Here is a 21,905-nt window from a genome sequence, read left to right as displayed (position 1 = left end):
CCTTTAACCAGTCATTTTGCAGACAACAAATTTTGTATTGAGTAATGGGTCAAATTAACTTTCAGCTTTGCTGATTAAATCCATCATTTTTATTTTTGAATCGGTGGAGACTTTGCGGACTTCCAGCTCGATGTTGCGGTCATTCAGCGCTTTGAATGCCACGATATCGTTTTCATCGATAGAAACCGCATTGTTAACCTGTTTTTTACCTTCGTGGAAGGCCATCCCGCCGATGTTGACTGATTTAATCTCCACACCGTCTTCCACCAGGCGCAGAACATCTGCCGGGTTGGTAAACAGGAGCATGCAGCGGTCATTGGCGTATTTCGGGTTATTCCAGACACGCACCATTTTCGCCACATCCACCACGTGCGCGGTTACACCCGGAGGAGCAACCTGCTTGAGCAGTGTTGAGCGGACGGTGTCTTTGGCAACCTCGTCACTGACGACAATAATGCGTTTGACGTTGGTTTCTTTGGTCCAGCGGGTGGCGACCTGGCCGTGGATCAGACGGTCATCGATACGGGCGAGAGCGATAGTCATGTGTCCGCCCGGGCCTGCCGGTGCCGCCGGCTGTGCGGCCGGTTTTGGTGCAGGTGCCGCTTTCGGAGCTGGTTCGTCCTGTGCTTTCAGGGCGCGGATCCCTTCACGGCCGGTTTCCAGCGCCACCGCAACCAGTTCCTGCAATGACGGATTATCATCACGGCACATAAAGGTCTCGACCAGCATCGGCACGTTAACGCCTGTGACTATCTCATAATTGCTGTTGCCGCCTGCGGCCTGATCCTGCTCAGTCACAATACGGTTTGCTGCGTTGAACGGGCTGCCGCCCCAGGTATCAACGAGGAATAATACCCCGTCAGCGGTTGATAAACCGGGCAGCTTCTCATTGTACTTCGCATATAGTGTGTCGGCATTTTCCCCCGGTACGAAATCGATGAAGGAGACGTTCTCCTGTTCACCGATCAGCATTTCCGTCGTGCGCAGTAACTGCTCAGCGGCTTTGCCGTGGGTGCCAATCATAATGGCTATACTCACCTCTGTTCCCCCTTAACATCAGTCAGGATGGTTCTTGTGTATTACACAGAATCTTTTATGGGTCAGGAAAAAACCGTAAGACTCCGGTGTAAAGATAGTCTCAGGCCCGTGATACCGCTAATTATTTACGTTTAAACAGCGATAATTAATTTCGGGGCACTAATTAAATAGAAGGTTAACATTCTATGAAGGTAAAAAAACTTGCTTTCCGTCAGAAAACAACAAAACAGAAACATTAAACACTTAATTATAGTTAATTATTGTGTTGAATGAGCTATTTGTCAGAGTGATGAGGTGTTGTTTGATTATTTTACAGAGTTATATACTATGATATTTTACATATTATAAACATTTACATCTGAAAATATCACAAATTGATTGAAAAGTGACCGGTGCTGATGCGCTTCAGGTAAAAAATATCCCTGCAATGTTGCAGGGATATTAATGTCAGCGAATTATGTTTTGTGAGTTAAATCACGAAATCAGTCGCACTGAACCTTGATTGCAAGACCGCCGCGTGATGTTTCACGGTATTTGGCGTTCATGTCTTTCCCGGTTTCATACATGGTTTCGATGACTTTATCGAGAGAAACGCGCGGTGCGCTGGTACGGCGCATAGCCATACGGGCGGCGTTGATCGCTTTCACTGAGGCAATCGCGTTACGTTCGATGCACGGTACCTGAACCTGACCGGCAACCGGGTCACAGGTTAAGCCCAGGTTGTGTTCCATACCGATTTCAGCGGCCACACAGACCTGTTCCGGGCTGCCGCCGAGGATTTCAGTCAGACCGGCTGCCGCCATTGAGCAGGCCACACCGACTTCGCCCTGGCAACCAACTTCCGCACCGGAGATAGACGCGTTCATTTTGTACAGAATGCCGACCGCGCCGCAGGCGAGGAAGTAGCGGAGATAGGTTTCCGGTGTCACTTTCTCGATGCAGTGATCATAATACGCCAGTACCGCAGGGACGATCCCGCAGGCACCGTTTGTCGGTGCGGTAACCACACGGCCGCCCGCTGCGTTTTCTTCGTTGACAGCCAGAGCAAACATATTGACCAGGTCAACCACGTTCATCGGGTCTTTGGAGAGTTTACCGGCGGAGTTGATCAGGCGGTTCAGTGCAGCGGCACGGCGCGGCACACGCAGCGGCCCCGGCAGAATGCCTTCGGTTTCCAGACCGTGAGCGATACAGTCAGTCATGGTTTTGTAGACATCGGCGAAATACGCGTCGATCTCTTCACGGCTGTGCATATCCAGCTCATTTTTCAGCATCAGGGAGGAGACGGAAAGCCCGGTCTGATGACAGTGATTCAGCAGCTCTTCCGCTGAGGCATACGGGTAGGATACCGGTGTTTCGTTGGCGTTATCCTGACCGAAATGCTCGGCATCGACGATAAACCCGCCGCCGATGGAGTAATAGGTTTTGGTGTACAGCTCTTCATCACCGGCAAATGCGGTGATACTCATGCCGTTTTCGTGCAGCGGCAGGTTACCGGTGTGGAAATTCATGCCGCCTTCACGCGGGAAGTCCACAGTCTGCTGACCATTGGCCAGGGACAGACGCTCAGTCTCTTCGACATCGCGGATAAAACCGGCGATACCATCGATATCGACAGTTGCCGGCAAGTTACCGGCCAGACCCATAATGATAGCGATATCGGTATGGTGACCTTTCCCGGTTAAGGAGAGTGATCCGTAGACATCAACAGAAACGCGGGTCACGCGGGAAATCAGACCTTTTTCAACCAACTCATCAGCAAACTGCTTCCCGGCTTTCATCGGCCCTACGGTGTGGGAGCTGGAAGGACCAATCCCCACTTTAAACATGTCAAAAACGCTAATCACGTCAGACTCCTTAAAAAACAATGTAATAGTGATTTATCGTAAAGCGCGTTACTTTACTGTTATTTGCTCACACGGATAAAGTAGTTTATCGCATTTTTCACTGCGGAACAGCGCTTTCGGATAAAATTCGGGCATACCTGATGAAAAAAAGCAGGGGGAAATAGGGCAGAAGTGTGAATTCGGTTACAAATCAATCATTTTTCACTTGCGTTGCGAGGCGATATAAAATACCCGCTGTTAACCCCCAAATCATCCGTCCCTCATATAAGTAAAAATAGAGGCGGCGCTCCACAGTATTGCGGGTCATATCAATGTAGCGGTAGCGGCTCAGATCGAGGGCGGCATCCAGCGGCAGCTCAAAAATATCTGACACTTCCTGCGGGTTACCGGCCAGAGGCAGATATGGCGGAATAATCCCGACCACCGGGGTGACCCGGAAGCCGGTCACACTGTCCACCGGTGCCATTTGTCCCAGTACCTGCACGGCCTGTGGCGGAATGCCGACTTCCTCACGCGCTTCGCGCAGTGCGGTGGCGATGGGGGAAATCTCGCCCGGATCTGCCGCGCCGCCGGGCAGGGCAATCTGTCCCGGATGAGAGCGCAGCGATACCGCCCGTTGTGTCAGCAGGATCCCTGGCCGGGCTTTATTGGTGATAGGCAGCAAAACGGCGGCCCGGCGATCCCGCTCACCGGCAATTTCTGCTTCGGAAGGGCGGGTTAACTGAAACCGGGGAATAAAGCGCTCAAGCGGACTCATAATATTTTCTCCGGCAGTACCGTCAGTATGCGGCCCAGTTTATCGAACGTTTCCTGGTATTCATCTGCGGCACGGCTGTCTGCGACAATCCCGCCGCCTGCCCGGCAATAAAGGTGATTATTTTCCGCAATCAGGGTTCTGATCGCGATATTGGTATCCATGGTGCCACAGGCGCTGATATAACCGACGGAGCCGCAATAGGTGTGGCGGCGGACAGGTTCGAGCTCTTCAATAATTTCCATCGCGCGGATTTTCGGCGCACCGGTAATCGAACCGCCCGGGAAGCAGGCGCGCAGTAACTGTGCTGCCCGGCATGCCGCCGGTAACTGTGCGGTGATGGTGCTGACCAGATGCCAGACTGCCGGGAACGGCTCGACCGCAAACAGTGACGGCACACTGACCGAGCCGGGAAGTGCCACCCGGCCGATATCATTGCGCATCAGATCCACAATCATCAGGTTTTCCGAGCGATCTTTCTCTGACGCGGCCAGCGCCTGTTTTTCTGCTTCGTCGGCCTGCGGATCAGCGGGATGACGCGGACGGGTGCCTTTAATCGGGCGGGTTTCTGCGGTGCCGTCTTTCAGCCACAGAAAGCGCTCCGGTGAAACCGACAGAATGGCGGCTTCCGGCAGACGGAGAAACGCGGAAAACGGTGCCCGGTTTTCGTCATTCAGCCGCAGAAACGCCTGCCATTCATCCCCCTCATACGGGGCGGAAAAACCCTGTGACAGATTGACCTGATAACAATCACCGGCCTGCAGATAGTTATGAATACGGGCAATTTTTTCGTGATATTCCGCTTCGGTCATATCGGACTGCCAGCGGCCGGTCAGGGCGAAAGGCAGACTCTCCGGTGCCTTCTGATTCTCCAGCCAGTGCAGACGCGCGGCGGGATCGGTATAGGTAATTAATGTGGCGCAGCGGCGCTGGTGGTCAACAATCACCGCCCAGTCGTAAATGCCTATGGCCATATCCGGCACCGACAGCTCATTACGTGCCAGTGACGGCAGAGACTCGGTACGCCGCCCGAGATCATAGCCCCATAATCCCATCGCGCCGCCCGCAAACGGATAGTCATCGTGCGGTTGCGGATCCAGTCCGCACTGTGTCAGCGCCGCATCCAGTAACTGAAACGGATCATCATTTTGACGGAGGCGCTGCCCCCGGCTATCTTCAGTTAAGGTCTCATCGCCTCTGGTGGTGAGTGTCATCAGGGGATCGGCGGTCAGAATATCAAAGCGGTTATGCTGATGCTGAGCACTGCCGGAGTGCAGCAGCATGGCCCACGGCTGATGCGACAGCGGGGCAAACAGGGTCAGGGCGAGACCGGGATGATAATCAAGTGGTGTCAGTACAGGTACGGAATGTGATGTCATAATTCAGTCTGTCAGTAATCTGTGTCCGGAAACTGCCGGTTATCTTATCGGAAAACAGGCGGATGCGTCCCGCCATCTTTATGAGTATAATGTGTTTTTTACTGAAATGTTATAGAAGGTGATTATGTTTACCGGAATGCCCGCGTTAAGTCATGAAGAACAGCAGGCCGCAGTTGAGCGGATCCACACCCTGATGCAGCAAGGTATGAGCAGTGGTGAGGCTATCGCACAGGTCGCGGCGGAGTTACGCGAACGGCATCACGGCGGTGAGCAGATCCGCGCGCTGTTTGATGAGGAAGATGACGACAGCGAAGAATAGAAACAAATATTTAACAAGTGTCACAATTTCCTGATAATAAATATGTTACTTTGCAGCAATAAGCATTAAGTGAAATTTAATTAAGCGCTATTGTATAAAAATGACATTTAGTCTCTTTCGGGATTAAAACAGGAGGTTTTATGAAGGCAATGAATCTGTTCACCCGTACCGGATTGGCAGGTGCAGGTATTCTGCTGGCATTCACCGTCAGCGCACAGGCTCCGGCCACGGCGGAAGTCAAAAATGAGCGTATGGTGACTTTCCCGGCGTGTGAATCGCTGAATAAAGATCAGATAGCGGCACAGGTAAAATATGACTTTGTGCAGAGCCGCTACCCGCGCTGGCAGGATGATAAAGCGCTGCTGGGCAGCAAGCCGGTTGCCTGGGTGAATGTGGCGGAAGTGACTGAGAAAGACGGTAATTACAGTGTGCCGCTGGTTGTGCGCGGCTCGAAAAAACAGGTCAGTTACACCGTTGATATCAATTGTGCGGCGAAGACCATGACATACAGTCTGCCGCAGTAATGATACTGGCTGTTAAACCGTAAAAAGGCGTGCTCAGGCACGCCTTTATTATATTCAGCGTTTGGCATTCGGCTCATACGGCAGGCGGGAAAGCCCGGCACTGCGCTGGCGGTAAAACACCAGACGTTCGGCAAAATAGGCGCGCAGGGATTCAGGCAGTGTCTGCTGCACCTGCTCGGCGATCACCGGCATGTTATAGCGCTCTTTAAAGGCGACACCGGATGCGGCTAAGTCCGCATTGATTTTATCCATCTCTTCCTGGCTGAGTTCGGCAAGATTATAACTCACGATATGCTCCTGTAACGGCTGACGGCCTTAACTTAACTGAGCTGCCGCCGGACTGCAAGCCCGGATTGACGTGTATTCGGCCCCTCTGTAAAGAGAATGCGATTAATTCTGATTATCCTTACAAAATCATTTTGTTTTCAATATGTTGTGAATTTATTAAATAGCACTTTTCTTCCCGGCAGGAGTGTGCATAATGACCGCAGATGATGAAATAAACGACTGACAGGAGCCTGTAAATGTTAAAGCCGGATATGGTCAACCAACTGAATGCCCAGCTGAATCTTGAATTTTATTCCTCAAATTTATATCTGCAGATGAGCGCATGGTGTGCTGATAAAGGCTACGAAGGTGCTGCCGCATTTCTGAAAGCGCACGCAGCGGAAGAAATGGAGCATATGCAGCGCCTGTTTAATTACCTCAGCGATACCGGCGCGATGCCGTTGCTCGGGGCCATTGATGCACCGCCGTCAGAATTCAGTTCAGTGAGTGATATTTTCACCCTGACGCTGGAACATGAAAAATTAATTACTGATGAAATTAATAAGCTGGTTCATGCTGCGCTGACCTCACAGGATTATTCCACCTTTAACTTCCTGCAGTGGTATGTGGCTGAGCAGCACGAAGAAGAAAAACTGTTTAAATCTGTGCTGGATAAATTCGCAATGGTGGGTGACAGCGGCAAATCGTTGTTCCTGCTGGATAAAGATCTGGGCCGTATGGCAAGCGAACCATCCGCAAGCTGATCATTTTTAACAGCATTATTATTTATAATATAACCACACAATTATCATAATATACTGATATTTGTGTGGTTTTTATTTGTGTTGCCGATCACAAAAAACACTCTCCGGCCTGTGAAGGTTTCCGCAATGCCCCCGGTTGCGCTAGTATGTCCCGCATAATTACATCACCTGCAAAAATGAGGCATACCATTATGTTAACCAACCTGACCGCGCACTGGCGCAAATTATCTGCTGTTGTTGTTTTATTTGTCGGTTTATCCGGCCAGCAGGCGTTCGCTCACGCTCATGTCAAAACGCTGGTTCCGGCGGCAGATGCGGCAGTGACCGGTTCACCGGAAAATATCTCTCTGGATTTTTCGGAAGGGATTGAACTGAAATTCAGTAAAATCAGCGTGAAAGATGCACAGAATAAACCTGTTGCAGCCGGAAAACCGGAACTGGCGGAAGGAAATGATACCCGTCTGATCCTGCCGCTGACAGAAACGCTGCCAGCCGGTATCTATCACGTTGAATGGAAAGTGGTTTCTGTCGACGGGCACAAAACCAATGGTGACTATCAGTTTACGGTAAAATAAACCGGTTATGGAACTGACACCGGAAGCGCTGCTGATTATCTGCCGCTTCATTCATTTTACGGCCGTGATGCTCCTTGCGGGTTGCGGCCTGTTCTCTGTTCTGCTGCCCGGCGACCGGGTGGCACTGCTGCTACGGGCCCGCCTGCGTTCTACCGCCTGCAGTGCAGCTGTGTTTACGGTCCTGACAACGTTCCTCTGGCTGCTGTTACAGGCGGCACTGATGGGGGACGGCTGGGCAGATATGCAGGATCCGGATATTATCCTCGCGGTGCTTTCCACTTCTTTCGGGGAGATCTGGCGCTGGCAGCTGGTGCTTGCCGTTATTCTCTGCGGCGGACTGCTGCTGCCGTCCGGACGGGTGCAAAGCAGTCTGTTTCTGATCTGTGCAGCGGCGATGCTGGCGCTGCACGCCTTTACTGGCCACGGCATGCTGCACAGCGGCTGGACAGGGCGGCTCTATCAGTTTAATCAGGTTGTTCACCTGCTCAGTGCCGCTTACTGGTTCGGTGGATTGTGGCCGTTCCTGGTTTGTCTTCTGATCCTGCTGCGGCGTGACACACTCGCGCAGGGGCTGCCGAAAGAAGTGGTGGCCACCCTGATCCGTTTTTCAAACCTGGGGCATTTTGCTGTCTTTCTGGTACTGGCAACCGGCCTTATCAGCACTATGCTGCTGTTGCCGGACTGGCCGCAGTGGAGCGGCAGTGATTATCAGGCACTGTTATGGCTGAAAACAGGGCTGGTGCTGACGATGGTGCTGCTGGCGGTGATAAACCGTTATGCGGTGGTACCGAAAATCGCACAATCAGGCCGCTTCCGCCTGTTGATGATTAACAGCTGGGTTGAGATAATTCTCGGCACACTGGCCATTTTAATGGTGGCGATTTTTGCAACTTATCAGCCTGTATAACTCCGGACAGGCTGACAACCGGGACACACTATGAAGAAAGCTCTGGCATTAATTCCTCTTTTACTGGCAGGTGCGGCACAGGCTGCGCCGCTGAAAACCATCAGCAAGTTTGAGTTTGGTGAAAAGTGGCCGTTTACCCGTGAGGAAGTGATGATCAACTGCCGGGACGGAAATGCACTGTGGGTGATTAATCCGTCCACACTGATGTCGTATCCGCTGAATGATGTGGCGGCACAACAGGCAAAAGAGCAGAAAATAAAGGTGACTGACCTCTCAGTTATCACATTAAAACAAACCGGAGACGCGGAAAAAGGCATGGATCTTACCCCGATCATTGAGGCTGCCGGTGCGCTGTGTGGTGATAAATAACACATATTAATTATGAAATTTAACGATTAATATTCGGTTATTAATTAACCAGCTGAAATATAAGCCATTTAAATCAGATATATGTTAACGATTTGATAAATAAATATTTTGCATATGTAACCAAACCGACTAATCTTAATCATGTAGGTTGTACGATATTTTCAATGGCAATTTTAGCGCACGGCTCGCTATGAGCCTTTTTCCCTGGACCGGATAGAGGACTTTATCCGGTCTCTTTTTTATTCCCGCCGTTCTTCTCCCTCATTTTCACGAAAAATGCGAAAGGATTTGTAATAATCCTATAGGGCTGCCCCGTTATTTGATATAAATTAAACATTACTTTAACCGGATAATTAACCCGTAACTGTAGTGTGACACATGAATAAACTCGCGTTTTATCAGGATTTAACCCGCCGTTTAACATCGCTTATCAGTGATGAGAAAGATGTCATCGCGACACTGTCCAATGTCAGTGCCGTCCTTTTTGACGAGCTGGAACAGATAAACTGGGCCGGATTCTATCTCCTTCAGGGGGATACCCTCGTGCTGGGGCCGTTCCAGGGGAAAGTGGCCTGTGTCCGCATTCCGGTTGGTCGTGGTGTCTGCGGAACTGCGGTTGCTCAGGGGCAGGTTATCCGTGTGGATGATGTGCATGATTTCGCCGGACATATTGCCTGTGATTCGGCCAGTAACTCAGAAATAGTGTTGCCGCTCGTGGTAAATGGTCAGATTATCGGCGTACTGGATATCGACAGCCCGGTTTTTAATCGTTTTGATAATAATGATGAAATTGGTCTCAAAGCCTTGAATGACGTGCTCTGCGCACATCTGGCAACGTGCTTTATGCCGAAATATCGTGAAATGATCGCAAGTTAGGCCTCCGGGAGCATAGCATTTGTCTGTAACACTATTATAATGACGCCTGTTCATGCCTGCTGGTTGGCAAAGCACCGTTGTAATCAGGAAAATTCATGGAAAATCAACCCAAGTTGAATAGCAGTAAAGAAATTATTTCATTTTTGGCTCAGCGCTTCCCGCAATGCTTTGTGGCAGAAGGCGAAGCCCGCCCGCTGAAAATCGGCATCTTCCGCGATATCGTCAGTCGTATCACTGAAGAAGATGGTATCAGTAAAACACAGTTACGTACCGCACTGCGGATGTACACCTCCAGCTGGCGCTATCTGTACGGCGTCAAAGAAGGGGCCAAACGTGTTGACCTGGATGGTAACGATTGCGGCGATCTGGAAGCGGAACATGTTGAACATGCCCGTACCCAGTTAGCGGAAGCGAAAGCCAGAGTCCAGGCGCAGCGCGCGCAGAAACGTGAGCAGGACGGTGAGAAAAAACCGCGTCCGGCAGATAAAGCCGCCGCTGACTCCCGCCGCAGCCGTACGGATAAGCCTAAAGCGCCGCGTACCGGTAAAGCTCCGTCGCCGAAATCCGCTGATGCACCACGTAAACCACGTGCACCACGTCCCGAATCTCAGTCTGAACTGACACCAATCACTGATATTCAGGCACTGAAGGTGGGGCAGCAACTGAAGGTGACAGTCGGTTCCGGCGTTATGGATGCGCAGGTTCTCGAGATCACCAAAGACGGTGTACGTGTTCAGCTGCCTTCAGGGTTGGCAATGATCGTGCGTGCGGAACACTTAAAATTCTGATACGGAGTCAACCGAGGCATGAACAAATTTTTACCCCTGGCGTTGCTCATCGGATTTAGTTTAACCGGCAATACGATGGCAAAAACCGGCACCTCTGTGCTGCCGGATGTCAAAATCAGCCAGCTGCCGGATACTCAGCAGGCACCGGAGCACTCTACGGTCAGTGAGCGTGTGACGTCCCGGTTTCTGCATTCCCATTACCGTCAGTTTCAGCTGGACGGCGAATTTTCAGCGAAAATTCTGGAGCGTTATCTGAATCTGCTGGATTACAGCCATAACGTCTTTTTGGCGTCTGATGTGGCGAAATTCAGTAAGAACAAAGCAGATGTCGGCAATTATCTCCGCAAAGGGGAATTACAGCCGTTATACGATCTGTTTAATCTGTCACAAAAACGCCGTTTTGAGCGCTTTCAGTACGCGCTGAACCGCCTGAAGCAGCCGATGAATTTTGACGGCGACGATGTCATTGATGTGGACCGGAGCAAAGCACCGTGGCCGCAGACAGAAGCCGAGCTGGATAAACTGTGGGATGCCAAAGTCAAGTATGACTGGCTGACCCTGAAACTGTCCGGCAAAGATGACAATGAAATCAAAGAAACCCTCACCAAGCGCTATACCTATGCTCTGAAGCGTCTGACACAGACGAAAAGTGAGGATGTTTTCCAGCTGATCATGACCGCGTTTGCCCGCGAGATCGATCCTCACACCAGTTATCTCTCCCCGCGCAATACCGAGCAGTTTAACTCAGAAATGAGCCTGTCTCTGGAAGGCATTGGTGCCGTGCTGCGGATGGATGATGATTACACTGTGATTAATTCACTGGTCGCCGGTGGTCCTGCGCTGAAGAGCAAGGAACTGGCGGTCGGGGATAAAATTCTGGCTGTTGGTCAGACCGGCAAGCCGATGGTGGATGTGGTCGGCTGGCGCCTGGATGATGTGGTATCACAAATCAAAGGTGCCAAAGGCAGTAAAGTCCGCCTGGAAGTGCTGGGTGATACCAAAGGGGCCAAACCACGTATTGTGACCCTGACCCGTGAGCAGATCCGTCTGGAAGACAGAGCGGTGAAAATGACCATCAAACAGGTCGGCGACCAGAAAGTCGCAGTGCTCAATATTCCGGGTTTCTATGTGGGTCTGACCAATGACACCAAAACCCAGCTGCAGAAACTGGCCAAAGAGAAAGTGGATGCGGTGATTATCGATCTGCGCGGTAACGGCGGCGGTGCACTGACAGAAGCGGTTGATCTGTCCGGCCTGTTTATCACCAGTGGTCCGGTGGTGCAGGTGCGGGATAACAACGGCCGTGTCCGTGAAGATGCGGACAGCGATGATGTTATCTACTACAAAGGTCCGCTGGTGGTGATGGTTGACCGCCTGAGCGCATCCGCGTCTGAGATTTTCGCAGCAGCCATGCAGGATTACGGCCGTGCACTGATTGTCGGTGAACCGACCTTCGGTAAAGGTACTGTGCAGCAGCATCGCCCTGTCAGCCGTATTTATGACCAGATGCTGCGCCCTGAATGGCCGGATCTGGGCTCTGTGCAATATACTATCCAGAAATTCTACCGTATTAACGGCGGCAGTACCCAGCGTAAAGGGGTAACGCCGGATATCATTATGCCGACCGGCTTTGATAACGACGATATCGGTGAAAGCTTTGAGGATAATGCATTACCGTGGGACAGCATTGCCCCGGCGCAGTATTCACAGACAGATATTATCCGCAAAGCGGTACCTGAACTGACTCAGAAATATCAGGAACGTTCAAAAACCGATCCGGAATTCGCTTATATTTACGAAGACCTGGCACGGTTTAAAGCCAATAAACCGACTCAGTATATTATTTCCCTGAATTACGCGAAGCGTGATAAAGAAGATAAAGAGCTGGAAGGGATTAAGCTGAAACGGATTAATGAACGTTATGCCCGTGAAGGCAAGAAACCGCTGGCAAATCTCGAGGCACTGCCGAAAGATTATGAAGGGCCGGACGCGTATCTTGATGAAACCGTTAAGATTGCAGCAGATCTGGCAAAAGTGCCGGATATCAGTAAGAGTGCGCAATAACCTGTTATTTTACGGAATAACATCAATAAAAAAATCGACAGCATTCAGGCTGTCGATTTTTTTTGTGCCGCATAAACACAGCGGCACCGGCAATTCGTCGCGTATTAATTAAAAGAAGCGCGGTACAGAAATTGTCATAACTGCAGTGGTAATACGATCAAAAGTTGTTTTTGTGGATTTAATTAATTTAGCCATAACAATTCCTCCATTATTTCTGAAAATAATGTTCAATACTCAGGTGAACGTGTTTATCTGTTAATCTAAACTGGTACAGTTAATGTGCTGTATCGTTGGGATGTACTTTACTCATTAGTGTGAGTTCAATCAAGTTTTCACTCAAAAGAAGTTGAGTGCAATAAAATCAATTTTAACTCATAAAATATACGATTTTGTAAAGAAAACGGTACACCTGACAGTGATACACGGAAAATAAAGGAATTCTGATGATATTTCGTACACAATTCAGCACGGTACTGGGTGAAATGTCGGCCGCGGCAACAGAGCAGGGTGTTTGTTTTCTGGAATTTACAGAAGACAACCGCCGTGAAGATACCTTACAGCTGGTTTCTTCCCGGCTGAAAATGGCGGTAACAGACGGAAATCATCCTCAACTGGCGTTGCTGGAGTCACAACTGCAGGACTATTTTGCCGGTAAACGGATGATATTTACCGTTCCGCTGGTGCTGCCGGGAACGCCTTTTCAGCAAAAAGTCTGGGATGCATTATTGTCTGTGCCGTTTGGCAGCACCGTTACTTACAGTATGCTGGCGGTGTCATTATCCTCACCGCGCGCTGTCCGGGCTGTCGGGCGGGCCAACGGGATGAATCCGGTTTCCGTGCTGGTACCGTGTCACCGCGTTACCGGCAAAAACGGCGAACTGACCGGCTATGCAGGAGGAACGGACCGCAAAGCCTGGTTACTGGCTCATGAAAAACAGGTTAAAGGAGCATCAGCATGATTTTCTGTAAACGGGTTTATGATGAGGTCGCGGAAAGTGACGGTTACCGGGTACTGGTTGACCGGTTGTGGCCGCGCGGAATTAAAAAAACCGATCTGAATTACGATGAATGGAATAAGGATGTTGCGCCGGATACGGAATTACGCAAGTGGTTCCACGCTAACAGTGATCAGTTTCCGGAGTTTGAACGGCGTTACCGTGAAGAGCTGGAGAGCAGGCCGCAAAGCTGGCAACCGCTGGTGGCCAGAGCGGTGCAGGGCAATCTGACACTGTTGTTTGCGGCAAAAGATAAAGAACATAACCAGGCTAAAGTGCTGAAGGCATTTCTGGAAGAAAAATTATCCTGATGACATATCGGCGGCCTGACTGACGCGCAGGTACAGGCAGACAGGCGAACGGAAAACGTAAGCGCCACGGATGGCGCGATCCGAGCGTACAGGGATGTATTTACAGCGTTTTTTCGTTCTGTCTGCCTGTACCGGAAGCGTCACAGCACAAAAAATCCCGGCGAACCGGGATTTTTCAGCAAAGAAGATAATTCAGCGTATCAGCTCAGGATCTTATTCTCTGCCAGGCTCAGGGCGAAATAACTGAAAATTAAATCTGCCCCGGCACGTTTGATGGAGCCGAGAGTCTCCAGTGCAACGCGGGTTTCATCAATAGCACCGGCCTGTGCAGCCAGTTTGATCATCGCGTATTCACCGCTCACCTGATAGGCCGCCAGCGGCAGATTTGAACGCTCGCGCACATCGCGCAGAATATCCAGATAAGCTCCGGCCGGTTTCACCATCAGCATATCCGCACCTTCCTGCTCATCAATCAGGGATTCACGGATAGCCTCGCGGCGGTTCATCGGATCCATCTGATAGGTTTTGCGGTCGCCTTTCAGGCAGGAACCGGCTGCATCACGGAACGGGCCGTAAAGGGCAGAGGCGAATTTGGTGGAGTAGGACACAATCCCGGTCTGATGGAACCCGGCGGCATCCAGTGCCAGACGGATAGCCCGTACCTGGCCGTCCTGGGCTGCGGAAGGCGCGATAAAATCAGCCCCTGCCTGTGCGGCAACCACTGCCTGTAACCCGAGGTTATGCAGGGTTTCGTCGTTATCGACCACGCCGTCATGCACCACACCGCAGTGCCCGTGGCTGGTGTATTCACAGAAACAGGTATCGGACATCACTACCATTTCAGGCACGGTCTCTTTGCAGATACGGGACATCCGCGTAACCAGACCATCTTCCGCCCAGGCATCACTGCCGGTTGCATCCAGATGATGTGAAACACCGAAAGTCATGACGGATTTGATACCGGCTTTGGCGATCCGCTCGATTTCGTAAGCGAGGCGCTTTTCCGGAATGCGCATAACGCCGGGCATGCTGTCGATGGCTTTATAGTCATCAGCGCCTTCTTCGACAAAAATCGGTAACGCGAGATCATTGAGGCTTAATGAGGTTTCCCGGAACAGATCACGCATCTGCGGGGTCTGACGAATTCTTCTGAGACGCTGGATGTCATGTTGCATAACGACAGTTGCTCCTTATTTCACAAAAAATAATGCGGTCAGTATAAACCTTTCAGAGGAGGATGGGGTACAGGCAGAAAAAAATAAGGCTCCGCAGAGGGAGCCTGAAAACGATGTGCGTTTATCTTCAGAATATAATACGGGCGATTTTATTGAGCTCTGAGATAAAACGTCTGATATTTTTTATTGCAGGTAACATAATTGCGTTCTTGTTTATTGCGTTCTCACAATTCGATGACATAACTTTAGCACTTTGTTGATGAGTGTCAATCTTTCTCACAAATTAAATTTAACATTTAAACTAAATTTGATTTGAACCGATACAGCTCAAAAATGCTCAGTCTGTCCGTCAGAGACGGTTACGGTAAAATGCGACCACACAGAAGGACGCGGTGACGTTGTCTAACTCTTTTAAGAAGCGGGCTAAAAATCGCATAGTGAGTGTCCTTTTATTGTTGTGATCTGTATCTCAAAATTGCCCCTTTTTGTGATAACAGTCAATATTTAAAATCCAGAAAAATGATTTTCAGTCAAAACAGGTGTGAATCCCGCGTATCAGCAGATGTTTCCGGTGTTTTAACAACGGATTAACGGGATAAAACAGCATTTTATGGTATTTGTTAAATACCCGGATTTATTCACCTGATTTTTAGCAGCATAACAGGCAGTATGTGAGATAACGGAAATTAAAAATTGTCTACACTCTAAGTTAAAGACTGAAAAACAGGATAAACATGGATTCATTACTCTTCTGGGGTTTTGTGTTAGTGGCGCTCATTGTTGTGACGCCGTTTATTGCTGTTGCGGCGCTGCGGCGCACAACGCTGCTGAAGTTGCAGGTCAGTGTTCTGACGGAGGAAACGGAATCACTGCGCCGCGAACTGGATGCCCTGACCGGCGGTCAGCCGGTAGCGGAGGCCACCGTTCAGGCCGCTGCGCTGTCTGAAGTGATCCCGCTGCAGCCGGAGCCGGAAGTGCAGTATGAACCGGTGCCGGAACCTGATCCTGTTTCTGAACCGGAACCCGTCATCGCGGCGGCGGCAATGCCGTTCCCGGCGGATACTGCAGCGGCGGAGCGCAAAAGCCCGGCGGCCAATATTCTCGAATGGCTGCTTAACGGCAATCTCCCGGCCAAAATCGGTATTCTGCTGCTGTTTATCGGCCTCTCCTATCTGCTGAAATTCAGTATCGAAAATAATATCCTGACACCGGAAGTCCGTCTGATCGGCGCGGCAATCCTGTCAGTAACACTCTTTGTTGTCGGCTGGTGTGTCCGCCATAAAAACCGGCTGTACAGCCTGATTGTTCAGGGCGGCAGCCTCGGTGCGTTTTATATCACGATATTTGCCGCCTATAAGCTTTATGAGTTCCTGCCGCTGGCCTTTGCACTGCCGCTGATGGTGGTTATCTGCCTGGCATCTGTTTTCTTTGCGGTGATACAGAACGCGGTCAGCCTGGCGGTCCTGGCTGTGATCGGCGGCTATGCGGCACCGGTGCTGCTCTCCACCGGCAGCGGTAACTATATCGCGCTGTTCTCCTATTATCTGATGCTTTCCGTCTCCATTCTGATCATGAACTACTGGCAGGGCTGGCGGGTGCTGAATATCGCCGGTTTCGCCTTTACCTTTGTGGTCGGTGTGATCTGGGGCGTGGATAACTATCAGCCGGAGTATTACCTGAACTGTCAGATCTTCATTATTCTGAATCTGGTGGTCTACGGGCTGCTGACGCAGCAATATGCACGGCATCATGTCCGGACAGATGACGGGCGAAAACAGCTGATGGTGGACTCGGTGCTGCTGTTTGCGCCGCCGGTGCTGGCGTTTTCCCTGCAATATGCCATTACGGAGCCGTTCTATCTCGGTACCGCAATGTCATCGCTGGCCTTCGGGCTGATTTATCTGCTGCTGGCGGTGGTCAGTCTGCGTCGCTTCCGTGCTGACGGGCAGCGCCTGTCGCTCGGTTTCCTGCTGCTCAGTATCGGCTTTATCTCGCTGGCGGTACCGCTGGCACTGTCGCCGCAGTGGACATCCGTGGCCTGGACGATTGAAGGGCTGGCGATACTGTGGTTCGCCTGTCTGCAAAAACAGCGGATTGTCGGCTGGAGTGCCACCGGGCTGGTGCTGCTCGGGTTTGCGTCTCTGCTCTACAGCATGGACTTTATTTATTGGTCAGAACAAAGCGCCTGGATGTATATCTTCCAGTGGGGCGGGTTGCTGGTTGCCGGGGCGCTTCATCACCATTTTCGTCTGATGAATCGCAGCAAACTGATTTCCGGACTGCTGATTATCCCGGCCATGATCACCTGGCTCTCGTGGCTGTGGATGCTGCCGTGGTTATCACCGGCGGGTGAATTACTGTCCGGTGAGGAATATGTGCTGACCGGGCTTGTGATCTCGGTCTGGAGCTGGTTCTTCCTGGCGCGCAAAGTGCAGTGGACTCAGCTGTATTACTGCATCAGTGCGCTGTGGATAGTGAGCCTGCTGATACTGTGTGACTATATCCTTACCGGAACACATGCGGCCGGTTCGCTGTACGGCGGCTTTATCTGGTTGCTGGTTATCGGCAGTATGATCACCTTTATCCGGCTGCTGCCGGAACAGGCACCGCGCATTGTCAGCAACCTGATGCACGGCGCATCACTCTGGACCGTCATCGGCCTGGTCGCCGCCGAAGTGATGTGGGCAGAAATGCAGCTGCCGTGGGGTATGGAAGAGTGGGGTTACTTTATTGCCATGCTGTCGGCGTGCGGCGTGATTTTCGTGCTTTACGCCATGCAGCACCTGCACCGGCCGCCGATGGACAATCATGCCGCGCTGTACTGGCAGAGTGCCTATCCACTGGCTGTGTTACTGGGGCTGGCGCTGTTTACCGGAAATATGCAGGATGGTCAGCTGTCGCTCTGGCAGTATGTGCCGCTGCTGAACCCGCTGGATGAAGCCGGGCTGTTCGGGCTTGCTGCACTGTGGTGTCTGCGTGATGCGCTGATACGGACCACACCGGCAATGCATTTCCGGGCAGATGTGGTGCGCGGCCTGGGTATTGCCATCGCTGTGCTTGGTATCTGGTGGGCGAACGGTATTCTGATCCGCGCCCTGGCCTTTTTTGTGGACGGCACCACATGGACAACCGTCGGGCTGCTGCAGTCCCGTCTTATTCAGACCACGCTGGCGATTGTCTGGGCACTGACGGCCGTGATCCTGATGACCTCCGCAACCCGCCGGCATAAACGCCATCTGTGGCTGGCCGGGGCGGCCGTCTTTGCCGTGGTGATTATTAAACTCTTTGTGGTTGATATGAACCAGAGCAGCGGGCTTGCCAGAGCCGGTGCATTTATCGGGGTGGCACTGCTGATACTGGTTGTGGGATATTTCTCGCCTTTACCGCCGAAAACAGGCACTGACATACAGAATAATAAGGAAGATAACTGATGATCACAGGTAAAAAGGCGGCACTGCGCCGCAAATGGCATACCGGGGCTGTGCTCCTGGCGGCGGTGCTGACATCGGTGACGACCCTTTCGCGGGCGGATACCCCGGCGAAGACACTGAATGATTTTAATCAGGGGGCGGAATTACAGCTCCGGGCGGAGAATGCCCCATTTTACCGGCTGACAGTCCCGGATAATGTCTGGCTCAACAGTGCCTGGCCGGATCTGCGGGATATCCGTATCTTTGACAGCTCCGGTACGCCGGTGCCGATGTCACTGACGGCGGCGAAGCAGGTACAAGATGAAAGCGCGCGTGTTCGCTTCGTTATTTATCCGCTGTCACAAAGCCGGACGGAAGAGCAGGATGGCAACCGCAAAATCCGCCTGAAAGCGGATAACGGTACAGAACTGACGATTTACAATGATAGTGCGGACAGCCTGGCGCGTCCGTCCACCGCGACTTACCTGCTGGTGCCGGATAACAAACAGCAGCTCCCGCTGCCGCTGCGGGAAGTCACTCTGAACTGGCCGCAGCAGACCGGTAATATGCAGGCCAAAGCCTCACTGTTCAGCAGTGATGACAAACAGAACTGGTCGCCGGTGATCCTCGATGTGCCGCTGATGGATCTGAAATCCGGTGAGGATGCACTGCTGGCGCAGCAGATAAAAATTCCGGGCTATATCAGCGGTGATGAAAGCAGGGCGAAATACTGGCTGCTTTCCGTGACCGGAGATAACAATCAGGCACCACCGCAGATCACCACCGCAGAAGGGATGAGTTCCCGGACTGTGGAGCGCCGTGAGGTGAACCGTTTTGATTTTGTGCCTGCGGAGGACACTGACGGCAGTATGATTTACAGTCTGCCGAATACCCAGAGTCTCAGCCGTCTGGATTTTCATATTGACCGGGAAAATACGGTGCTGCCGGTACGGATAGAATACCGGAGTGGTACAGAAGGGAACTGGCTGCCGCTGGATAATAAAGTGCTTTATTCACTGGTGTCGGATGATGCGGAAAACCGCAACAGTAACATCCGGCTGAATGATCTGCCGGTCCGCCAGGTCAGACTGACCGCGATTAACAGCAGCTGGCGCGGGACACCACCGAAGGTCACCGGGGTTAAATATGCACAATATCTGACCTTCAACGCCCAGGGCTCTGCGCCGTATCTGCTGGTATGGGGGGCGCATGATGCCAATGCGGTATTTTTACCGCTGTCCCAGCTTCTGCCGGGCAATAATCTGAATAGTCAGGATGCGATTCCGCGGGCTGATGTGTCAGAAAAAGTGGTCACACTGGGCGGGGAAGCGAAGTTACTGCCTGAACCGGAAGCCCCGCCGCCGTTTGCCTGGAAAACCTGGCTGTTATGGGGTGTGCTGGTGGCTGGTGTGGTAATACTCGGATTATTTGCTGTCCGCCTGCTGAAAGAAATGAAAACGGAACAGAAATAACCGTACAGCATAAAAAAAGTCCGCACGTTGTATAACAGCGTGCGGACAGAAACGAAAATAAAAAAGAAAGGGTATTTAGTACAGGAACATTATCCTGACACAAACAGCGGCCTCTCTCTTTAGCGATTCGTTGCATTATCCCCGGACAGCATTAATTGCCAGGCCGGAAATTATTTCCGGTACTCAGTTTTAATCTGGGCAATGGTATTTTTAAAGGTACCTGACAGATGCTCATCATCAATTTCGCTGATCTGGCGTTCCATATTGACGATAATACGGCCGGCATCCGCCTGACCCACCGCCTTCAGTAAATATGTCACCAGTGCTTTTAAGCAGGTCACTTCCGCAGCCAGTGTTTCAGTATCGTTTTCAGTTTTAAATGCGTTATTCATGGTCAACCTCAACCGTTATATTTATCAGTCCCGGATATATCAGCCGCAAAGAATACCAGATCTGCCCGTCACTGCTCTACCTTCTTTTTTATTTTCCCGTTATGCTGATAAACAGGGTGCGTTCATTATCCGCTGAAAAAGGCAAAATAATCAGATGAATATTATTGATATCAATGCCATAACCCGCGATTACCCGGTATTAAAAAGGCCGGATCCGCAGGACAGCCATAAAGGTACATTCGGTACCCTCGGGATCACCGGCGGGGCTGCCGGAATGACCGGTGCGATTATTCTGGCCGGATGCGCCGCACTGAAAACCGGGTGCGGCAAAGTGATCCTGGGATTTAATCAGCCGCAGTTGCCGGTGCCGTTTGTTGAGAATGCACCGGAGCTGATGCTGCGTACTGCCCGCGCCCTTGCGGATGACCCGGCGCTGACCGCACAGGTTACCGGTCCGGGACTGGGGCAGAGTACAGAGAGCCGGGTACTGGCGGAAGCGGCATTTATGCAGACCGGTAAACCACAGGTGCTGGATGCGGATGCACTGAATATTCTGGCCGCCACGCCGGGTATCGCGCTGGATGATAACTGTGTGATAACCCCGCATCCGCAGGAAGCCGCCCGTCTGCTGCATACCACCGTGGCGGATATTCAGGCGGATCGCCCGGCGGCAGTGCTGGCGCTGGCAGCTCAGTATCACTGCTGGGCGGTGCTGAAAGGGCACCGCAGCCTGATTGCCTCACCGGACGGTGAGCTATGGTGTAATCACAGTGGTAACCGCGGGCTGGCGACTGCCGGCAGCGGGGATGTGCTATCCGGTATTATCGGTAGTCTGCTGGCACAACGGCTGCCGGTGCAGGAAGCGGTTTGTGGCGGGGTCTGGCTGCACGGCGCGGCGGCAGATGAATGTGTGGCCGCCGGTATCGGCCCTGCCGGATTAACTGCTCATGAAATTATTGATTATGTGCGGTTAATCCGTAACCGCCTGATAACAGAAATGCCGGGTAATAAGAGTTAACGGTATCAATCTCACAGATATTTTTCGCTCTGTTTAATATAGTGACAATATATCGCATGATTTATTCAAGGAGGCAGTATGTATAATACAATTTTGGTTCCTATCGATATTTCAGAAGAAGAACTGACCAGTAAGGCTGTCCGCCATGCACTCTATCTGGCGAAAGAAACAGGGGCTAAGCTGCATATTGTCCATGTCCTGCCGATCTCATCCGCGATTATTAATGCGTATGCGCTGGGTTATATGGAGATAAAAGATAAAGCGACCATTAAAGCGGAAGAAGATCTTCATATGCTGATGGATTCTATTGATCTGCCGCCGGAGCGTCTTGCTTACACGATTACGTTCGGTTCGCCGCGTGATGAAATTATCCAGGCAGCGGAAGAGGTAAAAGCCGATATTATTGTTATCGGCTCCCGCCGTCCGAATATCTCCACTCATCTGCTGGGCTCGACTGCCGGCGGTGTTGTCCGTTACGCACCGGTTTCAGTAATGGTTGTCCGCTGATGTAATCTGTATCCGGTGGTATCGATGATGCCACCGGTATTTTTTGTTCTTCCTGCCGTCATCCCCGCTACTCATAAAAGAATCATTCTCTTCTTGCTGGTTATCTGCCTGTCTCATACGAAAATACAGAGGAATAATACGTGGTATAGCCGGA

The 21,905-nt window shown here is 51.4% G+C and carries 22 protein-coding genes; 15 read left to right on the top strand and 7 right to left on the bottom strand.

All coding sequences use genetic code 11. The annotated features are described in order from the left end of the window. Positions 1–54 precede the first annotated feature (54 nt). The 4 genes from manX to pabB form a co-directional block, all read right to left on the bottom strand. Positions 55–1,038 (bottom strand): PTS mannose transporter subunit IIAB, encoded by a 984-nt coding sequence (gene manX, locus GN208_RS13800; protein ID WP_170927072.1) that lies wholly within the window; start codon positions 1,036–1,038, stop codon positions 55–57. Positions 1,039–1,520: 482 nt separating this feature from the next. Continuing rightward, entirely contained in the window at positions 1,521–2,885 is a 1,365-nt protein-coding gene (locus tag GN208_RS13795; RefSeq protein ID WP_015422671.1) for an L-serine ammonia-lyase, read from the bottom strand. 190 nt (positions 2,886–3,075) lie between these two features. Then, positions 3,076–3,642: a CoA pyrophosphatase gene (locus GN208_RS13790; protein WP_004237382.1), complete on the bottom strand. Its 567-nt coding sequence runs from the start codon at positions 3,640–3,642 to the stop codon at positions 3,076–3,078. Next, positions 3,639–5,018, bottom strand: a complete 1,380-nt coding sequence (gene pabB / locus GN208_RS13785) for an aminodeoxychorismate synthase component 1 (RefSeq protein ID WP_004237380.1) — start codon at positions 5,016–5,018, stop codon at positions 3,639–3,641. The genes GN208_RS13790 and pabB overlap by 4 nt, the downstream gene beginning before the upstream one ends. 124 nt (positions 5,019–5,142) lie before the next feature. Here pabB and GN208_RS13780 point away from each other — a divergent pair, with 124 nt between their 5' ends. Together GN208_RS13780 and yebF are read left to right on the top strand one after the other, a co-directional pair. Then, positions 5,143–5,337: a YoaH family protein gene (locus tag GN208_RS13780; protein ID WP_004237379.1), complete on the top strand. Its 195-nt coding sequence runs from the start codon at positions 5,143–5,145 to the stop codon at positions 5,335–5,337. Positions 5,338–5,477: 140 nt separating this feature from the next. Continuing rightward, a complete protein-coding gene (gene yebF / locus GN208_RS13775; RefSeq protein WP_004237378.1) occupies positions 5,478–5,861 on the top strand; it encodes a protein YebF in 384 nt (127 codons plus the stop codon). A gap of 54 nt (positions 5,862–5,915) precedes the next feature. Here yebF and GN208_RS13770 read toward each other — a convergent pair whose 3' ends face one another. After that, complete coding sequence (locus tag GN208_RS13770) at positions 5,916–6,149, bottom strand: DNA polymerase III subunit theta (protein ID WP_004239531.1); 234 nt, start codon at positions 6,147–6,149, stop codon at positions 5,916–5,918. A gap of 236 nt (positions 6,150–6,385) precedes the next feature. Here GN208_RS13770 and ftnA point away from each other — a divergent pair, with 236 nt between their 5' ends. The 9 genes from ftnA (at position 6,386) to GN208_RS13725 (ending at position 13,777) form a co-directional block, all read left to right on the top strand. After that, positions 6,386–6,892 (top strand): non-heme ferritin, encoded by a 507-nt coding sequence (ftnA, locus tag GN208_RS13765; protein WP_004237376.1) that lies wholly within the window; start codon positions 6,386–6,388, stop codon positions 6,890–6,892. A gap of 191 nt (positions 6,893–7,083) precedes the next feature. Beyond that, on the top strand, positions 7,084–7,467 hold the full coding sequence (gene copC, locus GN208_RS13760) for a copper homeostasis periplasmic binding protein CopC (RefSeq protein ID WP_004237375.1): 384 nt from the start codon (positions 7,084–7,086) through the stop codon (positions 7,465–7,467). Between the two features lie 7 nt (positions 7,468–7,474). Beyond that, on the top strand, positions 7,475–8,374 hold the full coding sequence (gene copD / locus GN208_RS13755; protein ID WP_004237374.1) for a copper homeostasis membrane protein CopD: 900 nt from the start codon (positions 7,475–7,477) through the stop codon (positions 8,372–8,374). Positions 8,375–8,404: 30 nt separating this feature from the next. Next, entirely contained in the window at positions 8,405–8,743 is a 339-nt protein-coding gene (locus tag GN208_RS13750; protein ID WP_004237373.1) for a YebY family protein, read from the top strand. Between the two features lie 378 nt (positions 8,744–9,121). Continuing rightward, the gene (locus GN208_RS13745) at positions 9,122–9,619 is read left to right on the top strand and encodes a GAF domain-containing protein (protein WP_004237372.1); all 498 of its coding nucleotides are present in this window, start codon (positions 9,122–9,124) and stop codon (positions 9,617–9,619) included. Positions 9,620–9,714: 95 nt separating this feature from the next. Continuing rightward, complete coding sequence (proQ, locus tag GN208_RS13740; RefSeq protein WP_004239523.1) at positions 9,715–10,407, top strand: RNA chaperone ProQ; 693 nt, start codon at positions 9,715–9,717, stop codon at positions 10,405–10,407. Positions 10,408–10,425: 18 nt separating this feature from the next. Continuing rightward, positions 10,426–12,471 (top strand): carboxy terminal-processing peptidase, encoded by a 2,046-nt coding sequence (gene prc, locus GN208_RS13735; protein ID WP_015422672.1) that lies wholly within the window; start codon positions 10,426–10,428, stop codon positions 12,469–12,471. A 443-nt stretch (positions 12,472–12,914) separates the two neighbouring features. Further along, a complete protein-coding gene (locus tag GN208_RS13730) occupies positions 12,915–13,430 on the top strand; it encodes a methylated-DNA--[protein]-cysteine S-methyltransferase (protein ID WP_004237369.1) in 516 nt (171 codons plus the stop codon). Further along, the gene (locus GN208_RS13725; RefSeq protein ID WP_004237368.1) at positions 13,427–13,777 is read left to right on the top strand and encodes a DUF488 domain-containing protein; all 351 of its coding nucleotides are present in this window, start codon (positions 13,427–13,429) and stop codon (positions 13,775–13,777) included. The genes GN208_RS13730 and GN208_RS13725 overlap by 4 nt, the downstream gene beginning before the upstream one ends. 200 nt (positions 13,778–13,977) lie before the next feature. Here the strand turns inward: GN208_RS13725 and hemB are convergent, their stop codons facing one another. Beyond that, positions 13,978–14,952, bottom strand: coding sequence for a porphobilinogen synthase (gene hemB, locus GN208_RS13720; RefSeq protein WP_004237365.1), 975 nt, complete (start codon positions 14,950–14,952; stop codon positions 13,978–13,980). Between the two features lie 734 nt (positions 14,953–15,686). Here hemB and GN208_RS13715 point away from each other — a divergent pair. Both GN208_RS13715 and GN208_RS13710 read left to right on the top strand, forming a co-directional pair. Then, positions 15,687–18,383: a DUF2339 domain-containing protein gene (locus GN208_RS13715; protein ID WP_004237364.1), complete on the top strand. Its 2,697-nt coding sequence runs from the start codon at positions 15,687–15,689 to the stop codon at positions 18,381–18,383. After that, complete coding sequence (locus GN208_RS13710; protein ID WP_004237363.1) at positions 18,383–19,834, top strand: DUF3999 domain-containing protein; 1,452 nt, start codon at positions 18,383–18,385, stop codon at positions 19,832–19,834. Before GN208_RS13715 ends, GN208_RS13710 begins: the two co-directional genes overlap by 1 nt. Positions 19,835–20,004: 170 nt before the next feature. On the opposite strand, the gene GN208_RS13705 is transcribed toward GN208_RS13710, so the two are convergent. Continuing rightward, positions 20,005–20,226, bottom strand: coding sequence for a DUF2594 family protein (locus GN208_RS13705; RefSeq protein ID WP_004237362.1), 222 nt, complete (start codon positions 20,224–20,226; stop codon positions 20,005–20,007). A gap of 154 nt (positions 20,227–20,380) precedes the next feature. Between GN208_RS13705 and GN208_RS13700 the strand changes: the two genes are divergently transcribed. Together GN208_RS13700 and GN208_RS13695 are read left to right on the top strand one after the other, a co-directional pair. Then, positions 20,381–21,244 (top strand): NAD(P)H-hydrate dehydratase, encoded by an 864-nt coding sequence (locus tag GN208_RS13700; protein ID WP_004237361.1) that lies wholly within the window; start codon positions 20,381–20,383, stop codon positions 21,242–21,244. Between the two features lie 78 nt (positions 21,245–21,322). Beyond that, positions 21,323–21,751: a universal stress protein gene (locus tag GN208_RS13695; protein WP_004239509.1), complete on the top strand. Its 429-nt coding sequence runs from the start codon at positions 21,323–21,325 to the stop codon at positions 21,749–21,751. The last annotated feature ends 154 nt before the right edge of the window (positions 21,752–21,905 follow it).

The sequence above is a fragment of the Morganella sp. HSTU-ASny43 genome, from assembly GCF_022819185.1.
In the GTDB taxonomy this organism is placed as follows: domain Bacteria; phylum Pseudomonadota; class Gammaproteobacteria; order Enterobacterales; family Enterobacteriaceae; genus Morganella; species Morganella morganii.
The sequence above is the reverse complement of the archived record's forward strand: the minus strand, read 5'-3'. Positions and strand labels throughout refer to the sequence as shown.